Annotated in this window: 22 protein-coding genes; 9 read left to right on the forward strand and 13 right to left on the reverse strand. The window is 67.8% G+C overall.

The features are described from left to right. Positions 1-70 precede the first annotated feature (70 nt). Both PV768_RS20240 and PV768_RS20245 read right to left on the reverse strand, forming a co-directional pair. Complete coding sequence (locus tag PV768_RS20240) at positions 71-1,111, reverse strand: NAD(P)-dependent alcohol dehydrogenase (RefSeq protein WP_421094020.1); 1,041 nt, start codon at positions 1,109-1,111, stop codon at positions 71-73. Between the two features lie 112 nt (positions 1,112-1,223). After that, on the reverse strand, positions 1,224-2,444 hold the full coding sequence (locus PV768_RS20245) for a multidrug effflux MFS transporter (RefSeq protein WP_421094021.1): 1,221 nt from the start codon (positions 2,442-2,444) through the stop codon (positions 1,224-1,226). Between the two features lie 139 nt (positions 2,445-2,583). On the opposite strand from PV768_RS20245, the gene PV768_RS20250 reads away from it, so the two are divergent. After that, complete coding sequence (locus PV768_RS20250; protein WP_421094022.1) at positions 2,584-3,468, forward strand: helix-turn-helix transcriptional regulator; 885 nt, start codon at positions 2,584-2,586, stop codon at positions 3,466-3,468. A gap of 12 nt (positions 3,469-3,480) precedes the next feature. On the opposite strand, the gene PV768_RS20255 is transcribed toward PV768_RS20250, so the two are convergent. Then, positions 3,481-4,623 carry a PQQ-dependent sugar dehydrogenase gene (locus tag PV768_RS20255; RefSeq protein WP_421094023.1) on the reverse strand — a complete coding sequence of 381 codons (1,143 nt, stop codon included), beginning with the start codon at positions 4,621-4,623 and terminating at the stop codon, positions 3,481-3,483. A 498-nt stretch (positions 4,624-5,121) separates the two neighbouring features. Here PV768_RS20255 and PV768_RS20260 point away from each other — a divergent pair, with 498 nt between their 5' ends. The 4 genes from PV768_RS20260 to PV768_RS20275 are packed head-to-tail and all read left to right on the forward strand — an operon-like array spanning position 5,122 to position 9,239. Further along, on the forward strand, positions 5,122-6,237 hold the full coding sequence (locus tag PV768_RS20260) for an ABC transporter substrate-binding protein (protein ID WP_323058044.1): 1,116 nt from the start codon (positions 5,122-5,124) through the stop codon (positions 6,235-6,237). Further along, entirely contained in the window at positions 6,234-7,091 is an 858-nt protein-coding gene (locus PV768_RS20265) for an ABC transporter permease (RefSeq protein WP_321214450.1), read from the forward strand. The genes PV768_RS20260 and PV768_RS20265 overlap by 4 nt, the downstream gene beginning before the upstream one ends. Then, a complete protein-coding gene (locus tag PV768_RS20270) occupies positions 7,067-7,837 on the forward strand; it encodes an ABC transporter ATP-binding protein (protein WP_421094024.1) in 771 nt (256 codons plus the stop codon). The genes PV768_RS20265 and PV768_RS20270 overlap by 25 nt, the downstream gene beginning before the upstream one ends. A 25-nt stretch (positions 7,838-7,862) precedes the next feature. After that, positions 7,863-9,239, forward strand: coding sequence for an LLM class flavin-dependent oxidoreductase (locus PV768_RS20275; protein WP_421094025.1), 1,377 nt, complete (start codon positions 7,863-7,865; stop codon positions 9,237-9,239). 236 nt (positions 9,240-9,475) lie between these two features. Here the strand turns inward: PV768_RS20275 and PV768_RS20280 are convergent, their stop codons facing one another. Next, positions 9,476-10,330 carry a phosphatase PAP2 family protein gene (locus PV768_RS20280; RefSeq protein WP_421094026.1) on the reverse strand — a complete coding sequence of 285 codons (855 nt, stop codon included), beginning with the start codon at positions 10,328-10,330 and terminating at the stop codon, positions 9,476-9,478. Positions 10,331-10,409: 79 nt separating this feature from the next. After that, on the reverse strand, positions 10,410-11,204 hold the full coding sequence (locus PV768_RS20285; protein WP_321214455.1) for an oxygenase MpaB family protein: 795 nt from the start codon (positions 11,202-11,204) through the stop codon (positions 10,410-10,412). Between the two features lie 196 nt (positions 11,205-11,400). On the opposite strand from PV768_RS20285, the gene PV768_RS20290 reads away from it, so the two are divergent. Next, positions 11,401-11,805 (forward strand): Hpt domain-containing protein, encoded by a 405-nt coding sequence (locus PV768_RS20290; RefSeq protein WP_157240949.1) that lies wholly within the window; start codon positions 11,401-11,403, stop codon positions 11,803-11,805. Between the two features lie 104 nt (positions 11,806-11,909). Here PV768_RS20290 and PV768_RS20295 read toward each other — a convergent pair whose 3' ends face one another. Together PV768_RS20295 and PV768_RS20300 are read right to left on the reverse strand one after the other, a co-directional pair. Next, positions 11,910-12,959, reverse strand: a complete 1,050-nt coding sequence (locus PV768_RS20295) for a metallophosphoesterase (protein ID WP_421094044.1) — start codon at positions 12,957-12,959, stop codon at positions 11,910-11,912. A 35-nt stretch (positions 12,960-12,994) separates the two neighbouring features. Further along, positions 12,995-13,855, reverse strand: a complete 861-nt coding sequence (locus tag PV768_RS20300) for a phosphatidylinositol-specific phospholipase C/glycerophosphodiester phosphodiesterase family protein (protein WP_323058038.1) — start codon at positions 13,853-13,855, stop codon at positions 12,995-12,997. 184 nt (positions 13,856-14,039) lie between these two features. On the opposite strand from PV768_RS20300, the gene PV768_RS20305 reads away from it, so the two are divergent. The 3 genes from PV768_RS20305 (at position 14,040) to PV768_RS20315 (ending at position 17,950) form a co-directional block, all read left to right on the forward strand. Beyond that, on the forward strand, positions 14,040-14,504 hold the full coding sequence (locus PV768_RS20305) for a hypothetical protein (protein ID WP_157240947.1): 465 nt from the start codon (positions 14,040-14,042) through the stop codon (positions 14,502-14,504). Next, entirely contained in the window at positions 14,501-16,294 is a 1,794-nt protein-coding gene (locus PV768_RS20310; protein ID WP_421094027.1) for a DUF5671 domain-containing protein, read from the forward strand. The genes PV768_RS20305 and PV768_RS20310 overlap by 4 nt, the downstream gene beginning before the upstream one ends. Before the next feature lie 84 nt (positions 16,295-16,378). After that, a complete protein-coding gene (locus PV768_RS20315; protein WP_421094028.1) occupies positions 16,379-17,950 on the forward strand; it encodes a DUF222 domain-containing protein in 1,572 nt (523 codons plus the stop codon). Here PV768_RS20315 and PV768_RS20320 read toward each other — a convergent pair. The 6 genes from PV768_RS20320 to PV768_RS20345 all read right to left on the reverse strand — a co-directional run bounded on the left by PV768_RS20320 (position 17,890) and on the right by PV768_RS20345 (position 23,475). Then, entirely contained in the window at positions 17,890-18,507 is a 618-nt protein-coding gene (locus PV768_RS20320; protein WP_421094029.1) for a gluconokinase, read from the reverse strand. The two genes, PV768_RS20315 and PV768_RS20320, sit on opposite strands and share 61 nt — an antisense overlap. Continuing rightward, complete coding sequence (locus PV768_RS20325) at positions 18,504-19,571, reverse strand: L-idonate 5-dehydrogenase (RefSeq protein WP_421094030.1); 1,068 nt, start codon at positions 19,569-19,571, stop codon at positions 18,504-18,506. The genes PV768_RS20320 and PV768_RS20325 overlap by 4 nt, the downstream gene beginning before the upstream one ends. Continuing rightward, positions 19,571-20,341 (reverse strand): SDR family oxidoreductase, encoded by a 771-nt coding sequence (locus PV768_RS20330; protein WP_421094031.1) that lies wholly within the window; start codon positions 20,339-20,341, stop codon positions 19,571-19,573. The genes PV768_RS20325 and PV768_RS20330 overlap by 1 nt, the downstream gene beginning before the upstream one ends. Further along, on the reverse strand, positions 20,338-21,282 hold the full coding sequence (locus PV768_RS20335) for a 2-hydroxyacid dehydrogenase (protein WP_421094032.1): 945 nt from the start codon (positions 21,280-21,282) through the stop codon (positions 20,338-20,340). The genes PV768_RS20330 and PV768_RS20335 overlap by 4 nt, the downstream gene beginning before the upstream one ends. A gap of 41 nt (positions 21,283-21,323) precedes the next feature. After that, positions 21,324-22,073 (reverse strand): SDR family oxidoreductase, encoded by a 750-nt coding sequence (locus tag PV768_RS20340; protein ID WP_421094033.1) that lies wholly within the window; start codon positions 22,071-22,073, stop codon positions 21,324-21,326. A gap of 64 nt (positions 22,074-22,137) precedes the next feature. Then, the gene (locus PV768_RS20345; protein ID WP_421094034.1) at positions 22,138-23,475 is read right to left on the reverse strand and encodes an MFS transporter; all 1,338 of its coding nucleotides are present in this window, start codon (positions 23,473-23,475) and stop codon (positions 22,138-22,140) included. Between the last annotated feature and the right edge of the window lie 54 nt (positions 23,476-23,529).

Consider the following 23,529-nt stretch of genomic DNA (forward strand, 5'->3'; position numbering starts at 1 on the left):
AATGAGCGGCCCCCGGAACCACAATCCAGGAGCCGCTCACCTACGCGCTATTGACAACCAAACCTACATATCAGAGGGTGGCGGTGTCGATCACGAAGCGGTAGCGGACGTCCGAGGCGAGGACGCGCTCGTAGGCCTCGTTGATCTTCTCCGCGGGGATGACCTCGATCTCCGCGCCGAGGCCGTGCTCGGCGCAGAAGTCCAGCATCTCCTGCGTTTCGCGGATGCCGCCGATCATGGAACCGGCAAAGGAGCGGCGGCCCATGATGAGCGCGAACGCGTTGACCGGGAGCGGCTCCGCGGGGGCGCCGACGTTCACCAGCGCGCCGTCGAGGGTGAGCAGCTGCAGGTAGGAGCTGATGTCGATCGAGGCGCTGACGGTGTTGATGATCAGGTCGAAGCTGCCGGCCAGGTCGGCGAAGGTGTTCTCATCGCTGGTGGCGTAGTAGTGGTCGGCGCCCAGCTTGAGGCCGTCCTCCTGCTTCTTGAGCGACTGGGACAGCACCGTCACTTCGGCGCCCATCGCGTGGGCAAGCTTGACGGCCATGTGGCCGAGCCCGCCGAGCCCGACGACGGCAACCTTCTTGCCGGGTCCCGCACCCCAGTGGCGCAGCGGCGAGTAGGTGGTGATGCCGGCGCAGAGCAGCGGCGCGGCGGCGTCGAGTTCGATTCCCTCGGGAATCCGGACCACGAAGTCTTCGGTCACCACGACGTGGGTGGAGTAGCCGCCCTGGGTGACGGTGCCGTCGCGGTCCACGGCCCCATAGGTGCCGACGTTGCCCTTGAGGCAGTACTGCTCCTCGCCCTTCAGGCAGTTGGCGCACTCTTTGCAGGAGTTGACCATGCAGCCGACGCCGACGCGGTCGCCCACGGCGTGCCAGGTGACGGCGGGCCCTACCTGGGTGACGACGCCCGCGATCTCATGGCCGGGAACCAGCGGGTACTGCTGCGGGCCCCAGTCGCCGCGGACCGTGTGGATGTCCGAGTGGCAGATGCCGGCGAACTTGATCTCGATCAGGACGTCGTTGGGGCCGACTTCGCGGCGTTCGATGGTGGTGGGAATGAGGTCCTCAGTCGAGGACGGGGATGCGTAAGCCTTGACGGTGGTCATGGGTCTCCTGAGGTCTGTTTGGGGGATATTGAAATGCTACAGGCGTGCAATGCCGTCACACCGGGTTCCGAGGCCCGTAGAGGTGGCCCTGTTGTAACTGGTTCTGGCAGTCCTACCCTTGGCGGTTGTGCGGGCGGGCCAGGACAAGGAGCCCCGCCATGGAAAGCAGTGCCCCGCCAATCATCAGCAGCGCCATGGGAACGGCTGTGTCCTCGCCGCCCAGGCCCGCTAGGGGCGCCACAATTCCGGCGGTGGTCCACTGCACGAGCCCCAGGACCGCCGAACTGGTCCCCGGGTGCCCGGGTACCTCCGCCGAGGCGAGGGCGCCGCCGTTGGTGTTGATCAGGCCCTGGGCCACCATGAGGGCAAAGAAGCTGCCCATGGCCACCAGCAGCGGAGTGGCCCACCACAGCGCCCCGGCCAGCATGGCCACCCCCGCGGCAAGGGCGAGGAGCTGGCCCGCAAAGATGACTTTCCTCGTCGACACACGGCCTGCCAGGCGGGCAGACAGCAGGGCGGCGATGGTCATGCCGCCGGCGTTCGCGGCGAACACGATCGAATACATGACCGGAGACAGGCCATTCATGCCCTGCAGGATGAACGCGGACGTCGCCACATACGCGAACAAGGCAATGAAGGCCGACGACGCCACCATGACGTAGCCAACAAAACGGCGGTTTGAGAGCACGGACTTGGCCGCGCGGCCGAATTCAGCCAGCCCGCCCGGGTGGCGCTTCTCCGGCGGGAGCGATTCCGGAACGACGAACAGGGCACAGAGCGTCATGAGGATGCCAAGGGCTGCGAGCGTCCAGAACGTCACCCGCCACCCGGTCAGCTGCAGGATGACCGCACCGAGCAGCGGGCTGATAATGGGCGCAACACCGCCAATCCCCATGACTATGTTGAGTACCCGGACCAGCTGTGGACCGTGGGCCAGGTCCACAATGACGGCGCGGCCGATGACCATGGCCCAGCCGCCGCCAAAGCCCTGCAGGAACCGGGCCAGCATCAGGATTCCGATGTCCGGCGACACGGCACACGCAACCGACGCCGCCGTCATCAGGAGGGTGCCGGCCACCAGCGGCAACCGCCGCCCGCGCTGGTCGCTGAACGGCCCGCCCACCAGCTGTCCCAGCCCCATCCCGGCGAAGAACGTGGTCAGGGTCAGCTGCACGGCGGACGCCGTGGTGCTGAACTCCGCCGAAACGCGGGGAAAGGCCGGAACATACATGTCCGTTGCCAGCGGCGCCACGGCCGTCAGGAAGATGACCGTGGCCACCAGCGTCGCCGGGAGGGCGCTCACCGCCGGCGCACGCATGGTAGTAGGCAGCATGGTTTGATGCTCCATCCGGTTGCTGGCTGAGGGGTCTTCTCCATCAAACCGGCCGCCCGCAGGCGTAGCGAGGGCCCTGCTGAAACGGGTTTTGGCAGACCCTCCTTACGGTTTCCCGATTCGTCGTAACGTGTCCTTTATGGATAACCGAGCCGAGGTACGACAGTTCCTGTCCACCCGCCGTGGACGCATCACGCCGGAGCAGGCAGGAATTGAGCCCTACGGCGGGCGCCGCCGCGTCCCCGGGCTCCGCAGGGAAGAAGTGGCCAGGCTTGCCGGCGTCAGCGTTGACTACTACACGCGGCTGGAGCGCGGAAACCTCACGGGTGTCTCGGACAGTGTCCTTGACGCCATCGCCCGCGCCCTGGAGCTGGACCGAGCCGAGCACGACCATCTTTACGACCTCGCCCGGACAGCCAACACATCGGGACGCAAGCGGGCGGCGCCCCCGGTGCCGTCAGGGGTCCGGCCGGAGCTGCAGTTCCTGCTGGACACCATCACCGGCGCGCCGGCATTCATCGGGAACAACCGGATGGACATCGTGGCCGCCAACACCCTGGGCTACGCGCTGTACTCCGACATGTACCGCAGCACCGCCAGGCCCGCGAACCACTCGCGGTTCATTTTCCTGGATCCCCGGGCCCACAACTTCTATATCGACTGGGAGCGGGCAGCGAACATGAACGTTGCCATCCTGCGGCGCGAGGCGGGCCGGAATCCGCACGACAAGGGGATTGCCGGACTCATTGGGGAGCTGTCCATGCGCAGCGACGAGTTCCGGACGCGCTGGGCTGCGCACAACGTTCGCCGCCACTACGCGGGAACGAAACTCTTCCAGCATCCCGTGGTGGGGCTCCTGGAACTGAACTACCAGGTGCTGGGGCTGGAGGAGGACCCGGGGCATTCCCTGACCGTCTACCCGGCCACGCCCGGCAGCCCCTCCGATGAGGCCCTCAAGCTCCTCGCCTCCTGGGCCGCCACCGAGAACATCGTGGAACTGGCCCAGGCCGGCGCACGGGGCTGACGAAGCGCCTGCTCATCTTTCGAGGTCGACGGCGAGGATCCGGTCGTCCCCGGGGCGGGGATCGCCGCGGCCGTCGGTGTTGTTGGTCAGGAACCACAGCCGGCCGTCCGGGGCCAGCGCCACGTCCCGGATCCGGCCGTACTCGCGGCTGAAATGCTCCGTGGATGTGGCGGGGTCGGAGACGGGGACGGACCGCAGGACCTGTCCGCGCAGGTTGGCCAGGAACAGTGTTCCGCCCGCGTGGGCCATGCCGCTGGGGCTTGCGGCTCCTGGCTGCCACTGCTGCACCGGGTCCACGAAGCCCGGCCTGCCCGCGATGCCCTCCACCGTTGGCCAGCCGTAGTTGGCGCCGGGCGTGATGATGTTCAGCTCGTCCCACGTGTTCTGGCCGAACTCGGTGGCGAACATGGTTCCGTCGTCCGCCCACGCCAGGCCCTGCGGGTTGCGGTGCCCATAGCTGTAGACCAGCGATCCCGGGAAGGGGTTGTCCGCCGGGACACCGCCGTCGGGAGTCATCCGCAGGATCTTTCCGGCGAGCGAATCCCGGTCCTGGGCGCTGTCGCGCCGGCTCGCATCACCGGCCGTCACGTAGAGCATGCCGTCGGGACCGAAGGCGATCCGGCCGCCGTCGTGGATGCTCGCGGACGGGATGCGTTCGAGGAGCGTGTCCGGCTGCCCCAGCGACAGTGAGCCCGGTTCGCCGTTGACCGGGAAACGTTGGACCCGGTTGCCGTCCGCCGCCGTCGAATACACGTACAGGTCGCCCTGGCTGCCAACGGCAAGTCCCAACAGCCCTGATTCTCCCCGTGCAGCTACACCCTGGACGGTTCCGATGGACCGCGCCGAGCCCTCAGGGGAAAGCTCCAGGACCTGCCCGCTGTTCCGCTCGCTGACCAGCGGCGTCCCGTCGCGGAAGACCACCGACCACGGAGCGTTGAGGCCCGTGGCCACCGGCTGGGGCGTGCCGGCGATGGCGGCTGCCGCTGCGGGCGCGGGATCAGTTGCGGGGACGGAGGACGCCGGAGCGGATGGAGGCGTGGAGGAGGTCGCCGGTGCAGGGGACGTGGTTGCCGGCGCGGGTGACGGGGCGGCGGTGCAGCCTGCCAGCAGGATGCTTGTTCCCGCGGCTGCCGCGGCGAGGACCCGGCGATCCATGTGTTTCTCCCGTCAACCACATCCCACAACCCTTCCAGTCACATTAACCCGCATTGCGGATCATGGCGCCGCGTTGCCCGTTTTGACCCGGGAATGGCGGAATAAGTAGCGCCGTTTCGTCCTGTTGAGCTTCCGTTTCGGGCCGCTGGCCAAGGCCTCGCCAGGCGTGCTTAGGTGTTTCAACGGCACCGGCCAAGCCCGTAAAAACAGCACCTGCTACGAGAAGGAGGACCCGATGCCTGACATCTCCAGCCGCGCGGACAGCGCCGCCACGTGGGGTCCGTGCTGTTGCAGCTTCCGAATGATTCCGTCCCGCCGAATGGCAGCACACCGGCGCTAGCTTCGGCAGCAGTTCCACAGGTCCCCAGCACTGAGTTCCGGCGCGTCGGGCGCATTCGTCCGACGCCGGCACGCTCCTACATCCCGTTTCGTCTTCCCGGTCACCGGGCGATTCGTCGCGCCCGGATACCCGCCACTCCACCCTTCGAAAGGCATCCCATGACCTTCCCCGCATTTTCCCCGCCCCGGCCGCCCTCCGTCCGGCCGTTCACCCGCCGCAAGGCGCTGGGCGCACTCCTGGCGATTCCCGCCGTCGGCCTCCTGACCGCCTGCGGCGGCACCGCCACAGCCGGCAACCCGGCCAGCCAGGCGTCGTTTGCCCCGCTCGCCACCTCAGTCCCCGAAGGGACCACCATCAAAGTGGGCGATCCCAGCATCCGCGTGGCGCTTGAGCTGTCCGGCCTGGTCAAGGACCTGGACGGCATCAACGTGGAATTCGCCAACATCTCGGGCGGTCCGCAGACCACGGAGGCCTTCAGGGCCAACGCCCTGGACGTCGGCTCCGTGGCGGACATTCCGCCCATCCACGCAACCTGGACCGGCCTGGACGTGCGGATCATCGCGAGCGCCTACCGCCAGGACGCAGTGAATCACCCGCTGTACGAACTGGGCGTCGCTCCCGGCGCCGGCATCAGCAGGCTGGAAGACCTGCGCGGCAAAAAAGTGGCGTACAGCCCCGGACAGGCACAGGGCGCCCTGGTCCTGCGGATCCTTGAGAAGGCCGGGCTCAAGCAGGAGGACGTCAAGCTGGTGGAGCTGCCCAGCACCGGTGACGCCTACTCTTCGGCGCTGTCCGGCAAGCAGGTGGATGCGGCGCCGCTGGGCGGGGTGCAGATCAAGCGCTACCTCGCCAAGTACAGGGCCGACGGCGCCACCACCCTCCGGCACGGCCTGCGGGATGATCCGGGACACCTCTACTCCCCCGCCAAGGTCCTGGCAGATCCCGCCAAGGCCGCCGCCCTGGCCAAGTACGTTGAGGCCTGGGGCAAAGCGCAGCGCTGGATCGAGGACCACCCCAAGGAATGGCTGGAAGGCTACTACGTCAAGGATCAGGGGCTTTCCGCCGAGGACGGGCAGTACCTGATCGACGCCGCGGGCAAGCGGGACGTTCCCACGTCCTGGACCGAGGCCATCGGACGCCACCAGCAGACCATCGACCTGCTGGCCCGGGAACAGAAGAAGCCGCAGTTGAAAGCGGACGACCTCTACGACACCCGTTTCGAGGCCATCGCGGGCACCGCCTTCGCCGCGGCGGGCAAGGGAGGCACCGCATGAGCGCCGTACTGGAACGTCCCGCCGTCGAACCGCACCTGGACCCGGCGCTCGCCGCGCGCGAGGACGTGCGGCCCACCGGCCGCCGGCTGGGACCGGGAAAGCGGCGGCAGCTGGCTTGGCTGCTGGGCCCCTCGGTGCTGCTGTTGTTGTGGGCCGCCTCCTCGGCCACCGGGCTGCTGGATCCGCGCATCCTCTCCGAGCCCTGGACGGTGGTGGCCACCGCCGGGGAACTCCTCGCCGACGGCCGGCTCCAGGAGAACCTCGCCATCTCCGCCCAGCGGGCTGGCCTGGGGCTCTTCTTCGGCATCGTCGTGGGCGCCCTGCTGGCCCTGCTGTCCGGGCTGAGCCGCGCGGGTGAGGCGCTCATCGACGGCCCGGTGCAGATCAAGCGGGCCATCCCCGGCCTGGCCCTGATCCCGCTGCTCATCCTGTGGTTCGGAATCGACGAGACCATGAAGGTCCTCACCATCACCCTCGGTGTCTTTGTCCCGATCTACCTGCAGACCCACGCCGGGCTGCGCGGGATCGACCTGCGCTACGTGGAGCTCGCCCAGACCGTGGGCCTGGGCCGCGCCGCCTTCATCCGCAAGGTGGTCCTCCCCGGCGCCCTCCCCGGCTTCTTCCTGGGCCTGCGCTTCGCGGTCACGGGCGCCTGGGTGTCGCTGGTGGTGGTGGAGCAGATCAACGCCACCAGCGGCATCGGCTACATGATGGAGCTCGCCCGCACCTATGGCCAAACCAACATCATCGTCCTCGGACTGGCCGTCTACGGCCTTCTCGGCCTGCTGTCCGACGGCGCCGTCCGCTTCTTCGAACGAAAGGCCCTCTCATGGCAGCGCACACTGGCGGGCTGACCGCCGTCGCCCCTTCCGCCGTCGCCCCTCCCGGAACAATCAACGCAGTTTCGGTCCGCGGCCTGATCCGCAGCTTTGGCCCCAAAGGCGTCCTGAACGGCGTGGACCTGGTCATCGCCCCCGGCGAGTTCGTGGCCCTGCTCGGTCCCAGTGGCTGCGGCAAGAGCACCCTGCTGCGGGCACTCGCCGGGCTGGACCACGACGTGCGCGGCAGCGGTGTGATCTCGGTCCCCGAGCGCGTGTCCGTGGTGTTCCAGGACTCCCGGCTGCTGCCGTGGGACAGCGTGCTGGGCAACGTCACCCTGGGGCTGCGGGAGCACGACGCCGAGGCCCGGGCACGCAAGGCCCTCGCCGAGGTGGGGCTCGCCGGCCGCGAGAAGTCCTGGCCGCACGAGCTGTCCGGCGGCGAACAGCAGCGCGTGGCGCTGGCCCGCTCGCTGGTCCGTGAGCCGCAGCTGCTCCTGGCAGACGAACCGTTCGGCGCGCTGGACGCGCTGACCCGGATCAGGATGCACGGACTCCTCCGGGACCTCGTTGCCGCCCACCGGCCGGCTGTCCTGCTCGTGACGCACGACGTGGACGAGGCCATCGCCCTCGCGGACCGGATCGTTGTCCTCGACAGCGGCCGCGTTGCCACCGTCCGCACTGTTGCGCCCGACGTCGGAACGGCAAAAGACGCAGCCGGCCACGAAGCCCTCCGCCGCGACCTCCTCACCGATCTTGGCGTCGTCGGCGCCACCCACTGAACCTCCAGACCCGAAGGATTACCCCATGACTGCCACCAATCGTCCCTACCGCCAACTCCACCTCAACGCCTTCCTGATGAGCACCGGCCACCACGAGGCATCGTGGCGGCTGCCCGAAAGCGACCCGCACTCCAGCACCAACGTGGAGCATTACAAGCAGCTGGCCCGCACCGCCGAGCGCGGCAAGCTGGACTCCATCTTCTTCGCCGACTCCCCCGTCCTTTTCGGCGAGGTGGGCCGCCGCCCGGCCGGCAAGCTCGAGCCCACCGTGCTGCTGACCGCCATCGCCGGCGCCACGGAACGCATCGGGCTGATCGCCACGGCTTCCACCACCTACAACGATCCCTTCAACCTGGCCCGCCGCTTCGCCTCCGTGGACTGGGTGAGCGGTGGCCGCGCCGGCTGGAATGTGGTCACCACCGCCGGCCCGGACGCCGCCCGCAACTTCGGCGTGGATGACCAGCCCGCCCATGCTGTCCGGTACGAGCGTGCCGCCGAGTTCATCGAGGTGGCCCGGAAGCTGTGGGACAGCTGGCAGGATGACGCCGTGCTCGCGGACAAGGCCGAGGGCGTCTGGGGCGACGCCGAAAAGATCCGCGTGATCGACCACGAGGGCAAGCACTTCAGGGTCCGCGGTCCCCTCAACGTCCCCCGCTCGCCGCAGGGGCACCCGCTGATTGTGCAGGCGGGATCCTCCGAGGACGGCAAGGATCTCGCCGCCCGGTACGCCGACGCCGTCTTCACCGCGCACCAGACCCTTGCCGATGCGCAGGAGTTCTACCAGGATTTGAAGGCCCGAACCGCTGCTGCCGGCCGCGCCCCGGAGACCATCAAGATCCTGCCGGGCATCGTGCCGGTCATCGGCGCCACGGAGGAAGAGGCCCTGGAGCTGGAGCGGGAACTGGACCGGCTGATCAAGCCCGAGTACGCCAGGATCCAGCTGGCCAAGACGCTCCGGGTGGCTCCGGAGGACCTGCCCCTGGACCGCCAGCTGCCCGAGGACCTGCCCGGCGAGGACGAGATCGAGGGCGCCAAGAGCCGCTACACCCTGATCGTCCAGCTCGCCCGCAGGGAGCAGCTCACGGTGCGCCAGCTGATCGGCCGCCTGGGCGGCGGCCGCGGGCACCGCACCTTCACGGGCACCCCGGTGCAGGTGGCGGACGCCATCCAGGAATGGTTCGACGGCGGCGCGGCGGACGGCTTCAACATCATGCCGCCGGTGCTCCCCTCCGGCCTGGAGGCATTCGTGGACCAGGTGGTGCCCATCCTGCAGGAGCGCGGCCTGTTCCGGACCGGCTACGCGGGCACCACCCTGCGCGAGCACTACGGCCTGGACCGCCCGGCCAACCGCTTCGCCGGCGCTGTTGCGCCGGAGCTGGCCTCGATCGGAGCGGCATTCTGATGGGCCGGCACAGCCCGCTGAGGCGGCCACGCTGGTGCGGTGTTCTTCGCTGGTGGTCCGGCGCCGGAGCTCTTGTCGTGCGGTGGCGGCCTCCGTAAAGTCGGGCACACGTGGCTCCGGCGCCGCCGGGGACCAGTGTTTCCAGCTGGATGACCGGAGGAGTACTACACGCTGGGGCTGGTTGCGCACGGCAGGTCCTCATCAGCTGACGGCGTATGTCCGGGGCACGCTGCGGGTCAGGGCCTGGCGGGCCCGGACACCGGCGCAGGCGGGTGCACCCGCGTGGTGAGGTAGAGCCGGTGGGCAGTGATGACCAGAGCCAGCCAGGCCGCTCCGAGTGCCCAGGCGCCCAGCACGTCCGTAAGCCAGTGGTGGCCGAGGTAGACCCGGCTCAGCCCCATGGTTGCCGCAAAAACCGCCGCCGCCACTCCCGTGAGTATCCGGGCGCGGGCCGTGGTGAGGCGGAGGATGATCAGGTAGGCCACGATGCCCGCGATCACCACGGAATTCAGGGAGTGGCCACTGGGGAATGAAGCTGAGTACTCGTAGGGCGGCACGGCATCGGCCAGGTCCGGCCTGGTCCTGCCCACCAGCTCCTTGCCCGCGATAGTCATCAGCAGCGAACCGAGCCCGGCAACGAGCATGAGGATGACAGGGGTCACGGACCGGCGCTTGAACGCCAGGCCGGCCATGACGGCCAAAGCCAGCACCGGCATCCCGACGGTCCCGCCCACGTCCGTATAGGTGGTGACGAGGATGTCCAATCCCGGGGACCTGAGCGTTTTTGCGCCGTCCAGGACGGGATGGTCAAGTCCGGCAACTCCATCGGCTTCGACGACGGATTCGTAGACCTGCGCGAAAACCGCAGCCAGCGAAACCGCCAGCGCTGCCCCGACGGCCAAGGTGATGATCAATACCGCGTGGGACCCGAAAAGGCCGCTGATGCGTTTGGCGACCGATGCCAGGAGCCGGCCCGGCCTGGTATCCCACCTGGTGAGGTCCTGCCCGCCAACAAAGCGGTCCTGGTGGACTTCGCCTTTGACCCCGGTTTGGGCCGCCTCCGGGTGGGGCGGATTGTTGCCTGCAACCATGTCTTTTGGCCCTTCGCTGCCGGAGATCAAGTTAGTAAGCAACCTTACCTTGTTCTGCCGGCGCGTCAGCAGGTTGGAACTACGCGGTCACTGCCCGGCGGGAGCTGATGTCGAGCTGGTTCAGGCAGTAGTCCTTGAACCAGTGCCGGATGCCCTGGGGCAGCTTCGGGTAGGTCACCGCCAGGATCTTGAAGGTGCGGTTGAAGCGGCGCTCATGGCGGTGGCTCCAAGCCAGGCCGAAGTCCCGGCGCAACTGGTCCGGCAGGAGGCCTGCGGTGAGGAACCTGGCGAAGGGCATGATGGCGAGGTACCACAGCGCCGCCCGCTTCGGATACAGGAGTCCCCGGCCAAAGCGCACGGCATTCTCATCAGCCCGCAGTGCACGCATCTTCCCATCCCAGTAGCGTCCAAACGCGGCCCTGTCCTCCGGCCACATATGCGCTGGCAGTTGCAGGGCCGTGCCCAGCTTCGCGTAATCGCGGTACATGGCGTCGGCGGACTCGTCGTCGAGTGGACCGTAGATTTTCTCGATGATGGTCAGCGCGGTGTCGTAGAGCGTCGCTGCCACCCACAGCTGAAGCCCGGCGTCGTACGCGTTGTACCCCGGCGACTCGTCATCGGCAGCCCGGCGCACAGGCGCGTGGGCGCGGTTGACCCTGCGGCGGACCTCCTTCACCTGCTCGTCGGTGCCGTAAACCACGGCGTAGACGTAGGTCAGGGTGCCCTTGAGCCTGTTGATGGGGCGGTCCGTGAACGTGCTGTGCTCGGCGACGCCCCGCCCCACCCCCGGCTCGGCAAGCTGCAGCAGGATGGCCCGCCCTGCTCCGGCAAGCAGGATCGCCTCCGCGCCCAGATCGGCAATTCCACTCACCATTGCAACAGGCTACCGGAGGGATGCAAGGTCGGACGATGGCGGCGGGCGCGAGCAGTACCCGCGAAAAAAATCGAGTACCCACCACTCGTGCCCTCCACCCGCTCTGCACGTACCGTCCTTCAAAAGCCCTGCGCACAAACCCCGCGGGTGTTCCGACTGTGAAGGGGGCGGTCATGAATGGCACGGAGGCCCTGCCATGACTCAGCCGGACGCCTATGCCCGGCCGCTCCTGGACCCCGCAGTACTCGAACGGCTGCGCGACGATCTCGAGGATGACGAGGGCGTGTGGAAGGTCTTCGTGGAGAACTTCATCGCGCACATGCCCCAGCGGCTGCAAAAAGTACGGCTTTCGCTCACCACCGGCGACGTGGCCGGCTCCATGGACGCCGTGCTGAGCCTGAAAACGTCAAGCCAGATGGTGGGTGCCGAACGGCTGGCAGCCTATGCCGCCGAACTCGAACAGGCGCTGCGCCGCCAGGCCGGGAGCGGGGACCCGGCCGTCACCCTGCCCCTCATCGCGGCGGACCACCTCCGGCGGATCAAGCAGTGCGCCCAGCGGACCGTCTATGTCCTGCAGAACCACCTGAAACAAGGGCATTGAACGGGGCGCCAGGATAGGGCGCCCTGCTCCCTCACTGAATGCCTCCACAAAGCAAGCGGACGACGGCGGGACCTCCCGCCGTCGTCCGTTTGGAAGGCGTGGGGCTACCGGGTGAAGGGCACCTTTTCCCATGACAGGACCGGGCCGCCCGCGCTGTTCCCTGACGCGGTGAACCGGACATAGTTGGTGGCATTGGCAGAGCCGTCCACAGTGATGCGCTGAAGATCGTCAGCCGCTGCCTCCTGGCCGTAGATGTCCAGCCACGGCGAGCCCGGCGCCAGCGGCTGGTTCTCGGCGAACACGTGGCTGTCGCCGTTGATGAGGTAAACCGGGGCGTCGAACCGGTTGGTTTCCTCAACGATGGCGTCCACGATCTCGCGGAAGCCGGAGACGACCGCCGGGTTGGCGGACGCGGCAGCGAGCAGCGAGGGGTCGAACATGTCGGCCTGGGCCATCAGCACCACTGCCCTGTCGTTGCGCCGGGCGGCGTCACTGAAGGTGGCACGGATCTGGTCCAGGACAGCCTCGGTGCGGTACTCCACTTCGGCCTGCTGTTCGGGCGTCACTGCGGTTTCGCCGAGGCCGCTCCACGGCTGGAGCGAGTTGTTGCTGCCCTGGACGTTCACCACCGAAAAGGCAACCCGGTTCTCGGTGAAGCGGACATTCTCCGGAAGACCGCGGGCCTCCTGGGATTTGACCGGCATGGTGGCACCGAGGGTCTTGCCGGGTTCGTTGAAGAACACTTCCCTCAGCTTGGCCAGCCGTTCGAGCGGGTTGTAGGCGCCGTTGTTGGCGCGGTGGCAGTCCACCCACTCGTTGTCGCCCGGGGTGAACACCAGCGGGAGCTCGAACGTGTCGAACTGTTCCCGGATGAAGGCAAAATACCCGTCCGAGCAGACGGACGATCCGTTCTTGATGTCACCGACGTGGGCCACGAAATCAAGGCTGCGGTCCGCGTTGAGGTCCTGGATGCGGGCAGGGAATTTCGCGATTTCCTGTTCGCCGTAGGGAATGTCGCCGATGACGCCGAAGCTGAAGGCGTCCTGCCCGTCCGCATCTTTGGGAGTGTTGTCGGCGGCGTATGCCGGCTGGGAGGCAAGGAGGCCGAGCGCAAGGAGGGCCGCCGTCGTCGCGGTTGTAGCAAGGGTCTTCATAGCCACGGTGTTTCCTGTCTGCTGGCTCGGGGTGGTTACTGCGTGCGGGCCGTCAGGAACTGCTGCAGCCCCGCGAGGTCGTCCGTGTTGATGTGGTCCACTCCGGCGTCGACAAGCTCGTTCCACATGGCGTCCCGGGCCGGGCCGGCCTGGTCCGGGGTGGCCCAGAAGCGGACGCGGTAGCCGTTGGAGTGGGCTTCGGCAACGTAGGCGTGCAGCTTGGCGCGTTCGGCCTCCGGCATGGGTCCCACGCCCTGCCAGGTGAAGAGCTTGGTCCAGTTGTTGCTGACCAGGGGCATGAGCTCGGCCGGCATGCCGGAGGTGAGGTCGGCGGCGCGGCCGTCATAGAATCCGAACCTCTGGTCCTGCGCCTGCATGGTGGCCAGGGGACGGTTTCCGCTGATCACTGCGGTAACCGGGCCGGTCTTGGTTTTGCCCTGGCTGTAGCGGCTCATGATGTCGCGGTGCTCGGCGAGCTCCTGTTCGACGGCGGCGTAGGTGGCTTCGCCTTCGCTCTTGATGTCGATGAGGAGCTGCAGGCTGCCGTCCCACCCCGGGTACACGCTGTGGCCCTCCTGGCCGCGGACCAGGTCTTCCAGCGGGTCAAGGTAGAGGCTTTCAAGCGTGACGCCGGCCTTCACATCCTCGAGGTCGTGCGCCACCAGCAGTTCGCCGTCCACCAGCCAGACGTCGGCTTCAACACTGGTGAAGCCGTGCTCCAGCGCATCGAACAGCGGCCTGTCATGCTCATAGTCATTGTGGGCATGGGCGGCGGCCAGCGGCTGACCCAGGACCGGTGAAGGGCTGGAAGACTGGGCAATGGCCGCGGGGGCTGCGGCGGTCCCTGTCAGGGAAGCCAGGGCAACGAGGGCGGTGACGGCGCTTTTCACGAACACGGAGTTCTCCTTGATACAGCTGCGGGGATTCACTGCCCGGCTGTTGGGATGGGGCAGTGTGTGCGTGACAAGGATTGTTGGCGCGCAATAACACCTGAGGACCCCACGGTTGCGGAAAAGTGAACAGGAAGAGTCGGGCCTAAAGACACCAGCGGAACCAGCCCAAAAACGGCATACTGGCGCCATGACCGATGCAGCGCGAAAACCGGACCGGATCATCCTCGTGCTGCTTGGCATCATCGGCGTGCTGGTGGTGGTGGCCCTTGCCGTGGTGTTTTCCCGTGGAGACCCCGCGCCGCTGGATGAAGCCAGCCCGGCCGGCGTTGTCCAGCGGTACAGCACGGCGGTGATCGACGGCGATATCGCCACCGCAGAGACCTACCTCACCGATTCTGCCCGGACGGTTTGCCGAGGCTCCTTCTCCGGCGAGCCCCGCCCCGCGCGGGTTGTCCTGGTGTCGACGACGGAGCGGGACCAGTCCGCCACCGTGAAGGTCTCCATGGTCAACTCGTACCAGGACGGCCCCTTCGGCCCCTCAGAGTACGAGATGGAGGACATCTTCACCCTGGTCAAGGAGGACGGGAACTGGAAGATCAGCCAGGCCCCCTACATGCTGATGGCCTGCTCGGGAACGCCGGTGAAGCCATGACTTCCCCCGCGCAGCTGACGGCCCCGACGGCGGGACACGCCCAGACCACCCTGCGCCGCCTGATCCAGTACGCCCTGCTCTTTGCCTTGGTGCTGATCGCGGCGTCCGGCCTCAGCGGACTGCTGGAACGCCTGTTCACATCGGGGGCAGTCCTGGCCTCCACGGACGTGGCCGGGCTGGCCCGGTCGCTGGCATTCACCCTGATTGGCGGCCCGCTCGCCCTGCTTCTGTGGTGGTTTGTCTGGCGGCGGCTCGACGACGAGGCGGAACGCACCTCAGCCGGGTGGGGCCTCTACATCACCGCCATCTACGGCGTCTCGCTCATCATCTTCACCACCTCCTTCCTGGGGCTGGCCACGTCATTCATCGGACAGCGGGGCAACGACTGGGCGCCCACGCTGGCCAACACCATTGTTTGGGCGGCCATCTGGGCCTGGCACCGCTGGATGTGGAAACACCCGAAGAAACCCACGGTGCACCTCGAGGACGTGCGTGCCGTCGTCGGGTCCGTGTTTGGCCTGCTGCTCGGTGCCGGCGCCGGGATCGCAGCCCTCGGCGGGCTCCTGGACGTCGCAATCCGCGGCTTCCCGCAGACCGTCACCGTTGAACCCTGGTGGTACTCCGTGCTCCGTTCGCTGGTGTGGGCGGCCGGCGGAGCCATCGTGTGGTGGTGGCACTGGTTCAGGGAGGGCGGGCGCCGCTTCCAGACGGGCCTCGTTGACGTCATCATGATCGCCGTCGGGATCTTTGCTGCCGGCATCACGGCCCTTGGCGGCGCGGGCGTGGTCCTGTTTGTGCTCCTGCGCCTGGCGTTCGACCGGAACAATCCCATGAACGAACTGCTTGAGCCATTGGCCCCGGCCATTGCCGCGGCGCTCGTGGGGGCGCTGGTGTGGCGGTATCACCGCACGGCCTCGATCCGCCGTTCCCCCGGCACCATGCGGGCAAGCCTGCTGGTCACGTCGGCCGTGGCCCTCGCTGCCGCCGCGTCCGGGGTGGGCGTTGTGGTCAACGCGCTGCTGGCTGCGGCAGTGTCGCCGCTGGCGGGAGGGGCCACGCGGACCCTGCTGCTTGGCGGTCTCAGTTCCCTCGTGGTGGGCGGGCCTGTCTGGTGGCTGGCGTGGAAGCCACTGAAGCAGCCGCGGGCTGCCGAGGACATTCCGCCCGGACGCCGCGTCTACCTCATCGCATTCTTTGGAGTCAGCGCGGTGGTTGCACTCATCACGCTCCTGGTGATCGGCTACCGGCTCTTCGAATTCCTGCTCGGGGACGTCACCGGCGGCGGCCTCCTTGACCGCATTCGTGCACCGTTCGGGCTCCTGGTGGCCGCCGGCCTGGTAGCGGGTTATCACTTCGCGCTGTGGCGGCACGACCGTGCCCTCCTCGCCGCCGCGCGGCCCGCCAGGAAACGCATTGTCGACGCAGTCACGGTTGTCACTGCGCCCCAGGCGGACGCGGAGGCTTTGGTAGCGGGCATCGCTGAAGCCACCGGCGGCGCCAGGGTCACCTTATGGCTGCGGGCGGACGACGGCGGCTCTGGCCTTCCGGCGTCAGGCCCGGCTTCCGGCGGGGCTGGTACCGGGGCTGGTACCGGCTGGGCTGGTACCGCGGCGGGTGGCATCGCTGCGGGTGCGCCTGCTGCGGCGGAAACTTCGACTCCGGCCGGCGACGTCATTCCGCGGATCGCTGCGGCGCTGGAAGGCGTCGCGTCCCGGCACGTCCTGGTAATTCTGGGCCCGGCGGCGCGGCTGGAAGTCATCCCGCTGGCCAACGCCGGTTCCCGGCGCTAGCTGTTCTGGGAGCGGCCGCCCACGTTGGCGCCTGCTTGCCAACGCACGCGCAGAAATGTCAGACCCTCCCGCGAGGATATGGGTATGGGAAACGGCGCGGGGACTAAGGCGGGGGCTGCAGTGGTGATGGAGGGTATTCATGCCTCTGTTGGCGCCCTTGACGCCCTGTTCCTCGAGGAAGCCCGGCTGGATGTTGGTCCTGCTGCTCCCGCCGGCCCGGACCCTGTTGTGGATGTCCTGCAGCGGAAGATCGATAACCGGCTGGAGCGCCTGGCGGTTGTAGCGCGGCTGGAGGCACAGCTGGCCGCGGCCAAGGCCCGGGACGCGGCGGAGATCCTCGAACTCCAGCACGCCATGATCCCGCCGAACGCCTCCCTGCAGGACAGGTCCTTCCAGGAAATGTCCATTATCGAGGAAATCGCCGGCGTCCTGACCGTAAGCTCCCCGGCCGCCGGGGCACTCATCACCCAGGCCCGGCAGCTGCGCTCCCTCCCGCTGGCCCTGGACGCCCTGTCCGCCGGGACCATCTCCTGGCAGCACGCCAAAATCCTCGCCGACGAAACCCATGGCCTCGGCCCCGCGGGCGCCGCCGCCATGGCCGCCCATTTCCTGGACGCGGACGCGCCCCACCCGGCCCGCGGAGCCGCACCCGGTGACCTCGTGCCCTCCCGGTTCCGGGCAAAGGTGCGGGCCTGGCGCGAACGCCACCACCCCGAATCCCTCGAAAAGCGCCACGCCAAGGCAGCAACGGACCGGCGGATGGAATATTCCCCGGACCGCGACGGCATGGCCTGGCTCTCGCTGTACCTCCCCGGTGACACCGCATCCGCCATCTGGAACCGCACCACCGCCCTCGCCCGCGGACTCCAGGGCCCCAACGAATCCCGCACCCTCACCCAACTCCGCCCCGACACCGCCGCAGCCCTGCTTCTCAGCACATCGGACACGCGCAACACCAGGGACACAGCACACGAGGACGCTGCGCACGCAAACGCGGCCCCGGCAGAAGGGGACGCTGCGCGCCTGGGCAAGGTCCCGGTGCCCAAGGCGGACGTCCTGGTCACCGTCCCTGTGTTCTCACTCCTCGGTCTCACCGACGAACCCGCAATGCTGGACGGCTACGGGCCCATCCCCGCTTCCATGGCCCGCAAACTCGTCGCTGACGGCGCCGCCTCGTTCCACCGCGTCCTGGTGGACCCGCGCGACGGTGCACCACTGGAAATCGGCCGCACCAGCTACCGCCTCACCAAAGCCATGAAACAAGCACTCCGCCTCCGCGACGGAAAATGCACCTTCCCCGGCTGCAACAACCGGACTTCGGACAACGAGGCAGACCACCTAAAGGCCTGGCACCACGGCGGAACCACCGGAATCAGCAACCTGGCCCAACTCTGCCCCAAACACCACCGCCTCAAACACAACAGCCGCTGGAAACCCACCCCTGGCACCAAAACCCAGCCACCCGGATGGACCTCACCCACCGGCCGCCACTACAAAGCCGAACATCACGACTGGGAACCACCCTGGTGGCCAGGGAACCCGGCTCAACTGCAGGCTGTGCGCGGTGGCCCACCTTGTTGCCCTCCGGACCTTGCTTACATCGGGCAGTCTCGAGCGGAAGAGGCAATAGACAAGTTTTTGCATGCCCGTCCCTGACCTGCCGCCGGGCGGAGAGCTGCCCTGGACGAGAATTCAGAAGGGAGATCCTTGGCCTCCAGTTCCCGCACAACGTCCGACACCAACGATGCCGGGTCCGCATGGATGTCCACCAGGACGTGGGCTTCATCGGCTTCCAGCGGTTCCAGTGTGGCCAGTTGGGAAGCGAGCAGGCTGCCGGGCATGTACTCGTGCTTCCGGGTGCTCAGCCGGTCCGAGATTATGGCCGCGTCCCCGGAGAGGTGGATGAACACCACGCCGGGGGCGAAGCTCCGCAGCAGGTCACGGTAGCTTCGTTTCAGCGCCGAGCAGGCGATGATGCAGGAGTCCGCTCCCCCGGCCGGGCTGGCCAGTGCGGCACCGATTTCGGCCAGCCAGGGCGCCCTGTCATCGTCGTTCAGGGGAACGCCACCGGCCATCTTGGCCTTGTTGGCGGGCGGGTGGAAGTCATCGCCGTCGAAGAACGGCACGCCCAGCCGCTCCCCCAACAGGGAACCCATGGTCGACTTTCCGCACCCCGAAACGCCCATCACCACCAGCGGCGGAAGCGGGCTCATGACGCGCTCCCTGCGCCGAAGCTCAACAGCACTTTCCCGGATTCAGCCGAATTGCGGGCAACGCCAAAGGCGTCCAGCGCCTCCTCCACAGGGTATTCGTGGGTGATGACCGGCTCGATGTGGAGCGAGCCGTCCGCGAGGGCGGCGATGACGTCGTCGATCTCGTCGTTGAACCGGAACGAGCCCTTCAACTCCAGCTCCCGGGTAATTGCCAGCGAAATCAGCACCGGCTGCGGCCCGGCGGGCAGCAGCCCCACCATCACCACGGTGCCGCCACGGGTTGCACCCTGGATGGCGGAGGCCAGGCCGTGGTGATTGCCGGAGGATTCAATCACGACGTCGGCTTCCACGGCGGCGATCGACTCGGCATCGCCGGCGGTGATCACGTGGTCAGCTCCCACGGCCTTGGCGATTTCCAGCGGCTTCTCATGCACGTCGACGGCGGTGATGCGGCTCGCGCCGGCCCGTTTCAGGACCGCGACGGCGAGTGCTCCGATGGGGCCGCTGCCGATCACGAGCGCCGACTTTCCGGCCACGTCGCCGGCCCGCGTCACGGCGTGCCAGGCCACGGAGGCGGGCTCAATCAGTGCTGCGGTGCGCAGGTCGATGCTGTCCGGCAGCGTCCGGAGCATCCGCGTGGGCAGGTTCACATAGCGGCTGAAGGCGCCATCCTTGTGCGGAAAGCGTGCGGCGCTGCCCAGGTAGGTGCAGCCCGGCGAGAGGTTGGGCCGGTCCGCCGGGTACCGCGCGGCACCGGGGCCGGGCGTGGCCGGGTGGACCGCCACCGCGGTGCCTGCAACCGGCCCGGTTCCGTCAGCCGCGGCCCGGACCACCGTCCCGGAAATCTCGTGGCCGAGCACCAGGGGCGCCTTCAGGATGGACTCGCCCGCGGCGCCGTGCAGCCAGTAGTGCAGGTCCGAGCCGCAGATGCCGCCGTAATGCACGTCGATGACGGCCTCGTCCGGGGCGGGCGCGGCAAGGATGAGCTCGTCGATCCGAAGGTCGTTGGCGGCATGCGCCACCACTGCCGGTCCGGAAACAGGGAGGGCTGTATCCAGTGACATCAGACCACCACCGTCATTCCGCCGTCGATAAAGATGGTCTGGCCGTTGACGAAATCTGACCCGCTAGAGGCCAGCCACACGGCAGGACCGGCAAGATCCTGCACCGTTCCCCACCTGTTGGCCGGGGTGCGGCCCAGGATCCAAGAGTTGAACTGCTCATCGTCCACCAGGTTCTGGGTCATCTCGGTGTGGATGTAGCCCGGCGCGATGCCGTTGATCTGCAACCCGGACGCCGCCCACTCGGCTGTCATGGCACGGGTGAGGTTCCGCAGCCCGCCCTTCGCCGCGATGTATGGCGCGATGGTGGGGCGGGCGAGGTCCGTCTGCACCGAGCAGATGTTGATGATCTTGCCGCGGCCGCGCGGGATCATGAAGCGCGCCGCTTCCCTCCCAACCAGGAAGGCGCTGGTCAGGTCCGTGGAAATTACGCGTTCCCAGTCCTTCACGTCCAGGTCCAGCATGGGCACCCGGTGCTGGATCCCCGCGTTGTTCACCAGGATCTCCAGCGGCCCCACGTGCTCTTCCACCCACGCGATCCCCCGCGCCGCCTCGGCGTCGCTCGTCACGTCAAAGGCGACACTGTGGATGCGGCCCGGCGCGTAGTCGGCGGCCATGGCGGCAGCGGCGTCCTTGAGCCGTTCCCCGTTGAGGCCGTTCAGCACGACTGTTGCGCCGGCGTCGGCCAGTGCCCGGGCCAGCGCGTTGCCGATCCCCCGGCTGGACCCGGTCACCAGGGCAACGCGGCCGGTCAGGTCAAAAAGCGGGCTCATGCGAACGGACCTGCCTGCACCAGGTTGGCCGGCTTCCGGCCTGCGGCCAGCGCCTCGAGCTGCTTCTTCAGGAGCTTCAGGATCCGCGGCTGGAACGCCGACGCGTTGCCGCCCACGTGGGGCGTGATCAGGGCGTTGGTGGTGGACCACAGCGGGTGGTCCTGCGGCAGCGGCTCGGGATCGACGACGTCGATGGCGCACTGCAGGCGGCCGGACAGTACTTCCTTGGTCAGCGCAGCGGTGTCCACCACGGCGCCTCGGCCCACGTTCACCACCAGGGCGCCGTCCGGGAGTGCGGCCAGGACTTCTTCGCCGACCAGCTGCTGGGTGTGTCCGTTCAGCGGCAGCACCGACACCAGGATGTCGTGCGAGGCCGCGAGCGCGGCCAGTTCCGAGGACGCGTGCACGTCACCATATTCGTCTGTGCGGGCCGAACTCCCCACCCGCGTGACGGTGACCTCGAAGGGCTCCAGGCGGCGGGCGATCTCGTGCCCGATCCCGCCCACGCCCAGGAGCAGCACCCGCCGGTCCGCCAGGGACTGGCGCCGCTCCGGCCGCCAGAGGCCGTGCTGCTGGTCCCGGACTGCATCGTCGATGCCCCGCAGCTTGGCAAGGATCAGGCCGATGGCAAGTTCCGCCGTCGCCGCCGCGTGGACTCCGGAGGCATTCGCAACGCCTGCGTCCGGGCCGGCCGCCTCAATGACGCCGTCGTATCCCGTGGACTGCGTCTGCACGTACTTTAGCCCGGGGACCTTGGCGAGTGACCCCAGCACCGCGCCGGCGTTGATGTACGGCAGGATGACGCCGTCGATCCCTGCCAGCGTCCCGCCGTCGGGATCCTCCTTCAGGTCCCAGACCACTCCCCGCAGCCCGTCGGGCAGGGGTGAGAGATCGTCGAGGAGCTGCTGGTCGGGGAAGCTGACTGTGCGGACTGTTTGCATCGGAAACCTATCAATCGGTGGAACTGGGGGCAGGGCGGCGGTCAGCGCCTGTCGAAGGTGAGGCCGCCGGGGACCTGGAACGTGGGCATAAGCTCCAGCATGCCAACATTCACGTGGCGGGGTGTTTCGATGGCGTAATCCATCGCGTTGACGATGTCATCGGTGGTCAGGGACTCGTAGCCCTCGTAGTAGGTCTTCCATGCCTCTTCCATCGCTTCCGGGGTGCCGCCCATGTTGCGGCCGAAGATCTCCGTCTCCACGCGGCCGGGGCAGATTTCGGTGACGCGGATGCGCTTGCCCACGGTGTCGTTACGGAGCTGCCGGGAGACCTGGTGCACCGCGGCTTTGGTGGCGTGGTACACCGTGTGGCCGTAGAAGTTGTACGTGCCGGCGATCGAGCTGACGTTGATGACGTGCCCCAGGTCCCGCTCCACCATGCCCGGCAGGACCAGCCGGGTCAGCTGGAGCAGCCCGCGGAGGTTGACGTCCACGAGTTCGTCGATGTCGGCCTCGCTGGAGTCCAGGATGTTGCCTGGCCGGGAGACGCCGGCGCAGTTGACCAGGACATCCACCTGGAGGTGTCCGACGGCGGCAGCCAGCGCTGCGGTGTCCGTCAGGTCCACAACGTGCGGCACCGCGCCGGTCTTGTCCGCGAGTTCCGTCAGGCGGTCCTCGTTGCGGGCAAGGGCGTGGACGGTAAGCCCGCGTTTGGCCAGGCGTTCGGCGATGGCGGCGCCCATGCCGGTGGAGGCACCGGTCACCAGGGCGGTTGAGTAGTCGGAAAAAGTCACGGGAGTCTCCTATGAAGGTGCAGCGCGGGGCTGCCCGGGTAGTGGAAGTTTTTGGGTTGGAAAGCTAGGCGTCGCGGAGCGGCTGGTGCGCCCGGTCCTTGACCGTGCTGACGGCGGCGAGCGTGCCCAGCGCGGTGATCACTGCGTAGAAGGCAGGCATGTAGATGTTGCCGGTGGACGAGATCAGCCAGGTCATCAGCAGCGGCGCGGTGCCGCCGAAGAGTGCGGAGGAGATGTTGTAGCCCAGGCCGTAGGCCGAGTAGCGGACGCGGGTGGGGAACAGTTCCACGATCAGGATGTGGATTACTGCGGTGTGGCCGGCGAAGACCACTGCCATGATGCAGGCGCCCAGGATGGCGAGGGCCATTTCTCCGGTGGCGATGAGGGCGTAGGACGGGATGCCCAACACGGCCATGGCGATTGCGGAACCGGCGATGACCTTCTTGCGGCCCACGCGGTCCGAGAGGGCGCCCATGAACGGGATGGCGATGCAGATGACCACCAGGCTGCAGGCGGTGACCAGCAGGGCCTCGCCGATGGTGAAGTTGAGCTGCTTGCCCTTGAGGAACGTGGGCATGTAGGAGAACAGGACGTAGTAGCCGGAGCCGTTCATCAGCGGGATGAACAGGGCCAGCAGCATGGCGCGGCGGTGTTCGGCGGAGGCGAAGGCTTCCTTGAGCGGGTTCTTGGACAGCCCGCCTTCTTCCTTGAGCTTTTCGAAGTTGGGGGTGTCGCTGATGGCCTTGCGGATGTACCAGCCGATGACGCCCATGGGGATGGCAACCAGGAACGGAATGCGCCAGGCGAACGCGCCAAACCCGCCGCCGTCGATCGCTGCCTGCGTGAGCCACGGGGACATGGAGTAGGCAACCAGGGTGCCGGTGAGGAGTGCTGCGAAGGAGGCGATCTGGGCGTACGAGGTGATGATGCCGCGCTTGCCTTCGGGGGCGTGCTCGGCGAGGAAGGTCATGGCGCCGGCAGCTTCACCGCCCACGGAGAAGCCCTGCAGCATGCGGAGCAGCACCAGCAGGATGGGCGCCGCGACGCCGATGGCCGCGTAGGGCGGCAGCAGGCCGATGCCGGCCGTGGCCACGCTGATCAGCAGGATGACAAAGACCAGGAGTTTTTGCCGCCCGATCCGGTCGCCCAGGTAGCCGCAGACCACGGCGCCAAGCGGACGGACGAAGAAGGAGACTGCGTAGCCGGCGAAGACGAACAGGAGGGCGTTGTCCGGGTTGCCCGGTGCCAGGAAGACGAGGGCCAGTGTTCCCGCCATAAAGGCGAAGATGCCGTTGTCATAAAGTTCCACGAAGATGCCGACGCAGCCGGCAGTAACAACTTTGCGGGTCTGCTTGCTGCTGAGCCGCTCCTGCGGCTGGGCCGCGTGCGTAGAGGTGGACATGGCTTTCCTTACTTAAGGGGATGGTAACAATGCTTGTGGGCTGAGGCGAGGGGC

The organism is Pseudarthrobacter sp. CC4 (genome assembly GCF_048957775.1).
Classification (GTDB): domain Bacteria; phylum Actinomycetota; class Actinomycetes; order Actinomycetales; family Micrococcaceae; genus Arthrobacter.

Bases quoted from the DNA above. Each gene is read 5' to 3' on its own strand.
- PV768_RS20240 (WP_421094020.1), bottom strand. From the start codon at position 1,111: ATGACCACCGTCAAGGCTTACGCATCCCCGTCCTCGACTGAGGACCTC.
- PV768_RS20245 (WP_421094021.1), bottom strand. From the start codon at position 2,444: ATGCTGCCTACTACCATGCGTGCGCCGGCGGTGAGCGCCCTCCCGGCG.
- PV768_RS20250 (WP_421094022.1), top strand. From the start codon at position 2,584: ATGGATAACCGAGCCGAGGTACGACAGTTCCTGTCCACCCGCCGTGGA.
- PV768_RS20255 (WP_421094023.1), bottom strand. From the start codon at position 4,623: ATGGATCGCCGGGTCCTCGCCGCGGCAGCCGCGGGAACAAGCATCCTG.
- PV768_RS20260 (WP_323058044.1), top strand. From the start codon at position 5,122: ATGACCTTCCCCGCATTTTCCCCGCCCCGGCCGCCCTCCGTCCGGCCG.
- PV768_RS20265 (WP_321214450.1), top strand. From the start codon at position 6,234: ATGAGCGCCGTACTGGAACGTCCCGCCGTCGAACCGCACCTGGACCCG.
- PV768_RS20270 (WP_421094024.1), top strand. From the start codon at position 7,067: ATGGCAGCGCACACTGGCGGGCTGACCGCCGTCGCCCCTTCCGCCGTC.
- PV768_RS20275 (WP_421094025.1), top strand. From the start codon at position 7,863: ATGACTGCCACCAATCGTCCCTACCGCCAACTCCACCTCAACGCCTTC.
- PV768_RS20280 (WP_421094026.1), bottom strand. From the start codon at position 10,330: ATGGTTGCAGGCAACAATCCGCCCCACCCGGAGGCGGCCCAAACCGGG.
- PV768_RS20285 (WP_321214455.1), bottom strand. From the start codon at position 11,204: ATGGTGAGTGGAATTGCCGATCTGGGCGCGGAGGCGATCCTGCTTGCC.
- PV768_RS20290 (WP_157240949.1), top strand. From the start codon at position 11,401: ATGACTCAGCCGGACGCCTATGCCCGGCCGCTCCTGGACCCCGCAGTA.
- PV768_RS20295 (WP_421094044.1), bottom strand. From the start codon at position 12,959: ATGAAGACCCTTGCTACAACCGCGACGACGGCGGCCCTCCTTGCGCTC.
- PV768_RS20305 (WP_157240947.1), top strand. From the start codon at position 14,040: ATGACCGATGCAGCGCGAAAACCGGACCGGATCATCCTCGTGCTGCTT.
- PV768_RS20310 (WP_421094027.1), top strand. From the start codon at position 14,501: ATGACTTCCCCCGCGCAGCTGACGGCCCCGACGGCGGGACACGCCCAG.
- PV768_RS20315 (WP_421094028.1), top strand. From the start codon at position 16,379: ATGGGAAACGGCGCGGGGACTAAGGCGGGGGCTGCAGTGGTGATGGAG.
- PV768_RS20320 (WP_421094029.1), bottom strand. From the start codon at position 18,507: ATGAGCCCGCTTCCGCCGCTGGTGGTGATGGGCGTTTCGGGGTGCGGA.
- PV768_RS20325 (WP_421094030.1), bottom strand. From the start codon at position 19,571: ATGTCACTGGATACAGCCCTCCCTGTTTCCGGACCGGCAGTGGTGGCG.
- PV768_RS20330 (WP_421094031.1), bottom strand. From the start codon at position 20,341: ATGAGCCCGCTTTTTGACCTGACCGGCCGCGTTGCCCTGGTGACCGGG.
- PV768_RS20335 (WP_421094032.1), bottom strand. From the start codon at position 21,282: ATGCAAACAGTCCGCACAGTCAGCTTCCCCGACCAGCAGCTCCTCGAC.
- PV768_RS20345 (WP_421094034.1), bottom strand. From the start codon at position 23,475: ATGTCCACCTCTACGCACGCGGCCCAGCCGCAGGAGCGGCTCAGCAGC.